Here is an 8809-nt window from a genome sequence, read left to right on the forward strand (position 1 = left end):
ATCAGCTCTCATCCTGATCGCCGCTCGCTTCTCATCCAGATCGTCGCGCTACAATCTGGCCCGTCTAGCCCGAGCTGCCCTTCCTGTTCCCGATCGCGCCCACGCTGCCCTAGTTGATCCAGCTCGATCGCCGGCGTCTGCTCGCGCCGGGGCGGGTGGTCGAGCGCCGGCACCGCCTCGAACCCGCCGCCGCTGCTGGTCTGCAACCCGGCCCGCATCGTCCGCGCCGCGCCCTGCACCAAGCCCGCCATGCCGTGCGCCGCCAGCTCGGCGCGCTCGCGCACCCGCTGTCCCATCTCCTGCAACCACTCCCGGCCGCGCGCGATATAGACCCCCAGCCCCCGCGCTTCGCGGATCGCCTCGTTCATCTGCCCGCGCGGCGTGACCGCATGGCGGTCCTCGCCGGCCGCGATCTGCTCGTGGCTGGCCCGCCGCTCGATCGCCGACGAGGCGTGTCCCATTTTCACGGTGGGCTCGATCTCCAGCCCCTGGCGGGCATAGCTGCGGTGATCGACCCGCTCCTCCCGGCCCGCCCGTTCCAGCGCCTGGTTGACCTGCTGCCCCCAGCTCTCCCGCAACGCCTCCACCTCCTCCGACGCGGTGGTGCGCACGTCGAGCTGGCGGGTCTTGGCACCCAGCCCCTCGGGTCCGACGACGCGGGTGGTGGTCAGCACATGGGCATGGTGGTTGCGGTCGTCGCCGTGGTCGTGCGGGCCATGGATCGCGGCATCGACCGCGACCCCGTAACGCCGCGCGACGTGTTGCGCGAACCCCTCCACCAGCGCGCGCCGCTGGCCCGCGTCCAGCTCGGCCGGTAGCGCCAGCTCGTATTCCCGCGCGGTCTTGGCGTCCTTGCGCTTCTCGGCCGCCTCCGCCGCGTTCCACAACGCCGACCGGTCCCGCGCCCACTCCGCGCCCTCCGGCACCGTCACGAACGCCGCCTCCACGCCGCCCCGACCGGTATAGTCGTGGACCAGGCCGTCGCGCTCGTTCTCGATCCGCGCGCCCGATCGGTACGCCGCCGCCGCGACCGAGCTGCGCCCGGTCGAGCGCGACACCGACTTCACCGCCAGATGGTAGATCGCCATCGCCCGCGCGCCTTCTCAAACGTCGTCCAGCGGCATGACGCTGGTCGGGGTGTGGGGCGGAAAGCCCCGCTGTCGCCCCGCGACATGGGTGCAGGGGGCACCCTGCCGCACGCATTACGTAGTAATGCTAAAGTGCGCCCTTCCTCCTTTCGTCGGTCGGGTGTTTCGCGCTATGCCTACCAGATATTCGCGAGGTCCACCATGCCGGCACCCACCCCCGAAGCGATCGAAAAAGCCAAGAAGCGCGTGGCCCAGGCCCAGGCCCGGTTGCAGGACCTGAACGCCCGCGCCGCCGCCATCGGCCGCAAGGAGGATACCCGGCGCAAGATCATCTTGGGCGGGTTGCTCCTCGATGCCGCCGAGAAGGATCAACGCTTCGAGGGGGTGCTGTCCGAGCTGATGAAGCGCATCGCCCGTGATCAGGACCGCAAGGTCTTCGACGGCTGGGCCCTGTCGCGGGAGAAGGCGTGATGCCCGGCGACAAGCTCGACTTCGACCCCGCCGAGTTCGGCGAAGCCTTCACCGGCCCGACCTCGGCCGACAGCGACGCCGCCCATTTCCAGAACTTCACCGCCCGGACCCTGCGCGATCTCGCCACCCTCAAGGCCAACGACGCCCAGCTCCATGCGGTCGTGGTCGATTGGCTCCGGAAAGCCGTCGATCGCGACAAGGTCATCGCCGCCCGCCTGGTCGATCCCGCCGATCTCGCCCGCCATGCCGAAGCCGGTGCCAGGCAGGGAGCCGCGGCCCTCGCCGTCCAGCTCCGCCAGCTCGTCACCGACGAGGACGCCCGCCGTGCCGCTCACGCCACCCGGATCGTCCATGATGACCATGCCCGCCATCTCCATGACGGTCGCCGCGTCACCCACGCCCGCATCCTCGCCGCGATCGGGGGTGCCGCCGCCCTCCTGGTCGCCGGGGCCGGGTGGTTGGGCTACGACAAGGGCAAGGATGCCGGGGTCGCCTACGGCTATGCCGGTGCCCGCGACGAAAAGGCGGCCGTCGATTGGGCGAACACCGCCAACGGTAGGCTCGCCCGTCGGCTCGATCGCGCCAGCCCCACCGCGCTCCCGGCGATTCTGGGATGCACCGGCAAGGGGTGGAAGCGCACGAAGCAGGATGGACGCCGTGTGTGCCTCCCCAGCGGGGCGGAGGGGTGGTGGCTGCCCTGACCTCCCGGAAACCCCTCCACGGGGCTCATAGCGGCCCTACAGCGCCGTTGCGGGGCTGACCCTGCCCTCCCCGCCCCTTTCTTCCTGCCAAGCTCTTAGCGGCCGTTAGGCCGCTCCTGTGACGGCATCGCCGGCACGCATTATCAACGCATCGGCCGAAGGCCGATTCCACGTGTCATCTCGCTGTCGGTGCCTCGCGCGCACCCGCGATGATTCTAGATTCTCTTGATTCTATGATTCAAGGGGGTCGTATGCCTTTGATTATAAAAGCCGATTTCGACCTATTATGAGGAATGGGGTGGGGTATCATGAGGAATGGGGTGGGGGTATTATGAGGAATGGGGTGGGGTATCGTGAGAAACGGGGTGCGTGAAATGAGGAGCTAACCGCTCTCATCTCATGATACTTGACCACGTTGCTGCACCAGACGATTGTGCTGCCATGAGCGGTGCAGCCGATGATAAGCCTGGGCGCACGATGGATGTTGCGCGGATCGAGAAGGAGCGGGGTTCCGACACGATCGTGCAGCCGCGCGAGCTGGTCGAAGTCCGGTACGCGCGGGGGGTTTCACTTAGCCTTTCGGCCCGCAAGCTTCTTGCCCTCATGATGCACCAAGCCGCTGGTGATGCTTGGCGCGACCAGGAACATCGTATCGCCAAGCGTATGCTGCGCGGCTCCCATAACTCCAATGATCGCCTGGCTGACACGATCGACGAGCTGATGGGCATCTTCTTCGCCATGCCCGACCAGATCGAGGGTGACCAAGGCCGTCGCACATTCCAGATGATCGAGGAGACATTCGAGGGAGGGGAGCAGGGATGGTTGATCTACCGGTTCACCCGCCGCGCCCGCGATCTGCTGAAAGACAGCGAAGCCTATGCCCTGTTACACCGGGCAACGGTGCTGGCGTTCGACAGCAAATATGCCCTCGAACTCTACCAGCTTGGGGCTTTGCTCTACCGCCGCGACGTGCCGATCTGGCGGGGTGACGTCGCCACGCTGCGGTCTAAACTCGGCGTCCCTGAAGGCACATACGGCTCTTTCGCCGACCTGCGCCGCTTCGTCCTCGATGCGGCAACGACCGAGATAAACCAGCTCGTCCCTCAATTCTCGGTGGCATGGGATGTTGAGAAGCGAAGCGGCCGTAAGGTCACGGACCTAGCAATTACTTTCCGCCGCAAACCCCCCATCGCTGCTGTAGCGGCCGAGGAGGAAAACGAACGGCACCGCGCCGGTCGACGTGCGCGGCGCGACGGCACCGTCGAGACGATTATTGATCCTGCGGCTATCATCGCCGCCGCTGCTGCCAGTCTTTCGATTTCAGGCATGTTGCGGTGGCCTGCCGATGATCAGGTGTCGGAGTATCGCACACCGGACCTGTATGCGATCGGCCTGTCCCAAGGCGGCGGCCATGCGATCCAGCGGCTGGCGGATCAATACGCCCGGGTTCGATCTGATAAGCGCCGGCAACTCCAGGGGGATACTCTCCGCGACGATTGGACCACATGGGTAAGGGGTTGCGCGGCAAAATGGGCGAAACCCTGATCCTTGCCCCCAATAAGGTTGCGCGATACCCTATCGCAACCGGTCATGGCTCCCGGTTGGAAACACGGGAATAACCTATGGCTACAGTGTCCATGACGAAGGGTGCCGAGCTGGCAGGAGTCAGCAAGGGAACCGTATCGAAAGCTCTGAAGTCTGGGCGTCTCAGCTATGCAGAGAAGACCGATAATGGGTACCTGATCGACACGTCTGAACTATTTCGAGTGTTTCCCCCAAAACAACCGGAAACGGTTGAACATGCCCGGTTAGAGACCCCTCCTGGAAACAGGGAAACCCTAATAGAAACAGGGGGGTTAAACCGGGAAATTGAACTGTTGCGTGAACAGCTCCGTGATCGCGATGGCGTGGTCGATGACCTACGGCAGCGGCTCGACAAGTCCGAGGAAGAGCGCCGCGAAGCACAGGCGCGGGTTATCGGCCTGCTGACGGGGCCGGGAGCTACGGAATCAAAACGTGGCTTCCTGGGTCGCCTTTTCGGCCGATCGGAGGATTAGAGGTCTGGTCTACATGTTGCGAAAGGGGTCCCTTTCGCGACACCTGCTGAACGTCCTGGCCTGGTGGGCAGCGGACCTATGATCAGACGGGCGTGCGGGGTGCTATAGCCATGCACCAGCAGTGACCTGGCCCTTAGGGATTTGTAACAGGGCCCAAAATCGGATTCGAGAATGAACGATCGACAAGGCCGACCAGCAAAGCCGTTTCGTAGGCTGCCTGACCGTTGATGTTCATAACCATGAAGCGGGTCCAGTAATCTTGCGCAGCGCGGTCGGCGTCGGTTGCGGAGCTGATTGTACGCGCCATTTGTGTCGCACATTCATTTAGGTCGCGTCGTGCTGCGACTAGCGCAAGCACCGAAGTGCGTGCTGATAACCACTCCGGACTGCCAAGCGGCGCAGTCAGCGGCCTGACCAACCTCTCTGCGGCGAACCGGCGCTCGCGCGCAACTTCCCAGCGTTGTTCAAAACAGGTCCGAGCAGTATCAACTGCCGCTCGCACGTTAGGGGTAGTCGCAACGGGGGGCGGTGGAGGTGCGGGAGGAACGCCGGGTACAGGCGGCTGCTGAGTGGCACCTAAGACAGCGAGCAAAGCCAGGATCATCGACAAGCTCCAATCTACGAATGATCGCGAACCTAGACCCTACACGAGTGTCGTAAGTGGGCACTAGCGGTCATCACGTTGGTTGCAAAAGGGTTCCCTTCCGCAACAGGGTGACAGGTCTAGTAATCTCAATGGCTTGCTCGTCGCATAAGGCAGTTGCAGAATGTCGGCGTGAAAATCGGCTATGCGCGGGTCTCGTCCGGCGAACAGAACCTCGATCTGCAACGCGACGCGCTCACCGCCGCCGGGTGCGGCATGGTGTTCGAGGATGAAGGGGTATCCGGCACCGCCCGACGTCGCCCCGGCCTCGATCGGGCGCTCGCTGGCGTGAAGCCCGGCGATACGCTGGTGACGTGGCGGCTCGATCGCCTGGGCCGCTCGCTTCCCCATCTGATCGAACTGGTTGCCGGGTTGCAGGATCGCGGCTGCGGGTTCGCTTCGCTCAACGAAGCGATCGACACCACCTCGGCCGGGGGCAAATTGGTGTTCCACATCATGGGCGCGCTGGCCGAGTTCGAGCGCGCCCTGATCGTGGAGCGCACGCGGGCAGGGATGGCCTCCGCCCGCGTGCGCGGACGTCACCTCGGTCGCCCCCGCGCGCTTACCGACGCGCAGCTCGCTAAGGCGGCCGGAGAGATCGCCGCCGATCGTGAAACCGTCGCCAGCATGGCCGCCCTGCTCGGGGTCAATCGGTCGACGCTGTGGCGGGCGCTGCGGGGACGAGCGTTGGAGTGATTGACAACGAGAGTTACTGTTGGCACCAACTCCAACATGAAGGCCGAACTACGCCTCCGCGAACGGATCGGGCTTTCCGAAACGACGTTCGTCGAGCTGGTGGTCTGGCGGCTTCCGGCTCCGCTCGCGGGAAGCGAGCATAGCTTCAAATATCGCCTCGCCCTGGTCGATGCCGGGGTGTGCGTGATGCGATACGACAACGAGGCCGGGAAGGGCGACCACAAGCACCTGGGCGAGGTCGAGGTCGATTATCCGTTCCGGGGGCTCAATTCCCTCATGACGGATTTCTGGGCGGACGTTGCGGCATGGAGGACAGGAACATGAACACGGTGACGCTGGGTGTGTCCTCGATCGAGGAGGCCAAGGAGCGGCTCGCGGCCGCGTTCCGCGACGAACCGCAAGGCCAGCGCATCTCCTTCACGTCGGTCGATCTGCTCTGGAAGGCCATCAGCCCGAAGCGCTGGGACATCATCCGGGCCATGACCGGCCAAGGCCCGCTCGCCATTCGCGAGGTCGCCCGGCGTGTCGGCCGGGACGTGAAGGCGGTGCATGGCGACGTGCTGGCTCTTGTCAGCGCCGGTGTCATCGACCGAACGGAGAACGGCGTCGTGTTCCCCTACGATGCCGTCCACGTCGACTTCATGCTCAAGGCTGCCTGATCCCTGCATCGGATTTTCGCATCGGCAAAGCGCCCGATCCCGGCCACTTTCAGGCTGATGCAAAACTTATGAATTTCGCATCATCGAACGGCCAAAAGTGGTCGTGAGGCGACGGTCTGCTTCAGGCGGCGATATTGATTTGGCGGACGAACGGCTCGATACCGCTCAGCACGCTTTTAGCTAAGCCGTGCAATCTGGAATGCCGCGCGACGTTCAACGCCGGCCTCTGATGACCACCGATCGGCTCTGCGTCGTCTCGAGCCGATCTTACCGCGAAGGGCAGCAAGACATGCGCTTTCCAATCTACCTGCTTCTGGCGATCGCAGGGCTGCCGACGGCGGCAACGGCCATGCCAGCATCACAATTTATTGAGAAATGGCGCGCCGTCTCCACAGGACCCGCGGCTAACGGGCCCCGTTCTGCCGAGATGGCTGCAGCAGATCCGCAAATCCAAGTGCTGACGGCGGAGTTCGCGGCCGCTCTACAGGCATACCGTGGCCAGCTTCTTGAAGCACGGGCCTTGGGCAAGCCAACACGCTCCTGTCCGCCCAAAGAGGTCAAGCTAACGGTCGACGATATGATCGCTGATATCGAACGTCTCCCGGTGTCTTGGCAGAGCCGCGAGTTCTCAGATGCGTTCGGCAAGGCGATGAACGTGCGGTACCCCTGCGCGTCGGGTGCGCGGACCGCCGGACCGACGGGATGACGCCTCAACGGGTCCGGCGCAACGCGCCCTACCGCAGCCTCCTGCTCTTGCTTCTGCTCGCAAGCGAGCCGGCGCGCGCACGGCAGTCATCGACGCCTCGGCCGACATCCGATCTCCCTGCCGCACGAACGGCGGACAAGCCGCCGATCATACGCCTCGTCGCGGGACGCGACTGGGCACCGCAAAGCATGGAGATCGTGAAGGGCTTGATCCTCTTCCAAGGCCGCGTGAACGGAAGGCCGGCGACGATCCTCTTGGACAATGGAACCGGGCGGACGGTCGTCGACACCATTTTTGCCCGGCAAGCAGGCATTCAGATCGATGAACGCGCGGGCGACGCTTTGACCGGCACCGCCCGGATCGCGACGTTCAGGACCGGCAGCACCGTCCTTGAAGTCCCACACGCGTTCACGATGACGGGGGAGCTAATTTCCTTTGACCTGCGCCCCATATCGCAGGCGCTTGGAAGGCAGGTGGATGCAGTGTTGGGGGTCGACGCCACAAACGTCATGGCTGTGATGCTCCAGCCTGACAGGAACCAGCTATCGCTCGTGTCGAGCGGATCGATCAAGCTCAACGGGCCGGACGTCGTCAGGCTGCCCCTGCTGACGGGGAACCAGGTCGAAGCCGCCATCAACGGCCACAAGGTAAATCTACTTGTCGATTTCGGCTATTCTGGCGCGGTTAAGCTCAGCGACGCGGCTTGGAAGCAGATCATGGGCAGGTCGGATGTGGGAGCAGCAGAGGGAAACAGCATTACGGCCGACGGCACGGTGCTAAACTCTCGGGTCGCTCCCGGTGCCCTGAGCATCGGCCGCATCTCGTCGGGGAACGCCCCGATCGCCAGCGGCTATGTTCCCGTAGGAGCAAGCGACGGTTTACTCGGCGCCGGCTTCTTCCTCATGGGAACCAGCGTCGTCGATGGTCCGGCGCGACAGGTGGTCCTCATCGTCCGGCGAGAGGCGCAGCGGTCGGCCCCCTTCCGTAAGCGTTTGTAGCCCGTCCACTTTCAGCTATCGCTGCACCGATCGCGAGGGTCCGGGCTTGGGCGTCAGCCGACCTGCTGCTTTGCGCCTCGGAGTTGATGCAAAACTTTTGATTTTCGCATCAGGAATGGCCGGTTGGGGGCACTTCCTGACAGCCGGCTATGGTGGTGGCGGCAGTTCGGTAAGCGGGTCCAGCGCCTTCCATTCGCGATAGCGGTCTAGCATTTCCGGTGCGCGCCTTAGGACGGCGTCGCCGTACGGATTTGTTTTCGCCCAGCCGACGATATGATCCCAAATCCGCCCCGAATGTCCGAGCGCGTCAGATAACATCAACTGCGCCATGGATGCGTCGTCATTGAGAAGCACGCCAGAGCCAGGAACTGGATGCCCACCCAGCTCGCAATGGTGGCCGTAGTCCGTTCCACGAAATCGACCCTGCGCGGCCTTCCGAAGTTTTGCAGGTGTGAAGAAGGATTGACGTTCCTCGCGCGTGCTGCGGAGCCATCGAGCAGCTTCCGCATCCTTTGTTTCAAATGCCCATGCCAGGTATTCGATTTCAACAAGTTGCCGAATCAGCGCGGACCCCGCGTACGCGCGACCATCCATTATCAGGTCGGCACTCGCGGATACGAGTTGGCTGGCGATGCGGAGCAGCAAGGATATTGCTACCGCCTCATCGTTTCCGTGCTCGAAAGGCGAAAGCCCCTCCTTCCTATCGCTCCCGAGGAAGTGCCCCAGGAAATGAACTGTCAACCGGCGTGCAAAAGGGACCCCCGATCGGCGTCGAACAGGGCCCCCCTCT

The 8809-nt window shown here is 63.9% G+C and carries 11 protein-coding genes; 9 read left to right on the forward strand and 2 right to left on the reverse strand.

Annotation, left to right across the window (positions count from 1 at the left end):
• Positions 1–8: 8 nt before the first annotated feature.
• A complete protein-coding gene (mobQ, locus tag ACFE7F_RS14855; protein ID WP_375404629.1) occupies positions 9–1088 on the reverse strand; it encodes a MobQ family relaxase in 1080 nt (359 codons plus the stop codon).
• A 201-nt stretch (positions 1089–1289) separates the two neighbouring features.
• Between mobQ and ACFE7F_RS14860 the strand changes: the two genes are divergently transcribed.
• From ACFE7F_RS14860 to ACFE7F_RS14900, 9 genes are all read left to right on the forward strand, one after another.
• Positions 1290–1559: a mobilization protein gene (locus ACFE7F_RS14860; protein WP_375404630.1), complete on the forward strand. Its 270-nt coding sequence runs from the start codon at positions 1290–1292 to the stop codon at positions 1557–1559.
• Complete coding sequence (locus tag ACFE7F_RS14865) at positions 1559–2260, forward strand: hypothetical protein (protein WP_375404631.1); 702 nt, start codon at positions 1559–1561, stop codon at positions 2258–2260. Before ACFE7F_RS14860 ends, ACFE7F_RS14865 begins: the two co-directional genes overlap by 1 nt.
• 441 nt (positions 2261–2701) lie before the next feature.
• Positions 2702–3805: a replication initiation protein gene (locus ACFE7F_RS14870; RefSeq protein WP_375404632.1), complete on the forward strand. Its 1104-nt coding sequence runs from the start codon at positions 2702–2704 to the stop codon at positions 3803–3805.
• 92 nt (positions 3806–3897) lie between these two features.
• Positions 3898–4317, forward strand: a complete 420-nt coding sequence (locus ACFE7F_RS14875; protein ID WP_375404633.1) for a DNA-binding protein — start codon at positions 3898–3900, stop codon at positions 4315–4317.
• A gap of 775 nt (positions 4318–5092) precedes the next feature.
• The gene (locus ACFE7F_RS14880; RefSeq protein WP_375404634.1) at positions 5093–5656 is read left to right on the forward strand and encodes a recombinase family protein; all 564 of its coding nucleotides are present in this window, start codon (positions 5093–5095) and stop codon (positions 5654–5656) included.
• 36 nt (positions 5657–5692) lie between these two features.
• Positions 5693–5980, forward strand: a complete 288-nt coding sequence (locus ACFE7F_RS14885) for a DUF6516 family protein (protein ID WP_375404635.1) — start codon at positions 5693–5695, stop codon at positions 5978–5980.
• Positions 5977–6315, forward strand: a complete 339-nt coding sequence (locus ACFE7F_RS14890) for a transcriptional regulator (RefSeq protein ID WP_375404636.1) — start codon at positions 5977–5979, stop codon at positions 6313–6315. Before ACFE7F_RS14885 ends, ACFE7F_RS14890 begins: the two co-directional genes overlap by 4 nt.
• Before the next feature lie 229 nt (positions 6316–6544).
• Positions 6545–7021 (forward strand): hypothetical protein, encoded by a 477-nt coding sequence (locus ACFE7F_RS14895; RefSeq protein ID WP_375404637.1) that lies wholly within the window; start codon positions 6545–6547, stop codon positions 7019–7021.
• A gap of 188 nt (positions 7022–7209) precedes the next feature.
• The gene (locus ACFE7F_RS14900) at positions 7210–8019 is read left to right on the forward strand and encodes a pepsin/retropepsin-like aspartic protease family protein (protein ID WP_375404638.1); all 810 of its coding nucleotides are present in this window, start codon (positions 7210–7212) and stop codon (positions 8017–8019) included.
• A 147-nt stretch (positions 8020–8166) separates the two neighbouring features.
• Here ACFE7F_RS14900 and ACFE7F_RS14905 read toward each other — a convergent pair whose 3' ends face one another.
• Positions 8167–8664, reverse strand: a complete 498-nt coding sequence (locus ACFE7F_RS14905) for a hypothetical protein (RefSeq protein ID WP_375404639.1) — start codon at positions 8662–8664, stop codon at positions 8167–8169.
• Between the last annotated feature and the right edge of the window lie 145 nt (positions 8665–8809).

The sequence above is a fragment of the uncultured Sphingomonas sp. genome (genome assembly GCF_964235535.1).
Taxonomy (GTDB): Bacteria; Pseudomonadota; Alphaproteobacteria; order Sphingomonadales; family Sphingomonadaceae; genus Sphingomonas.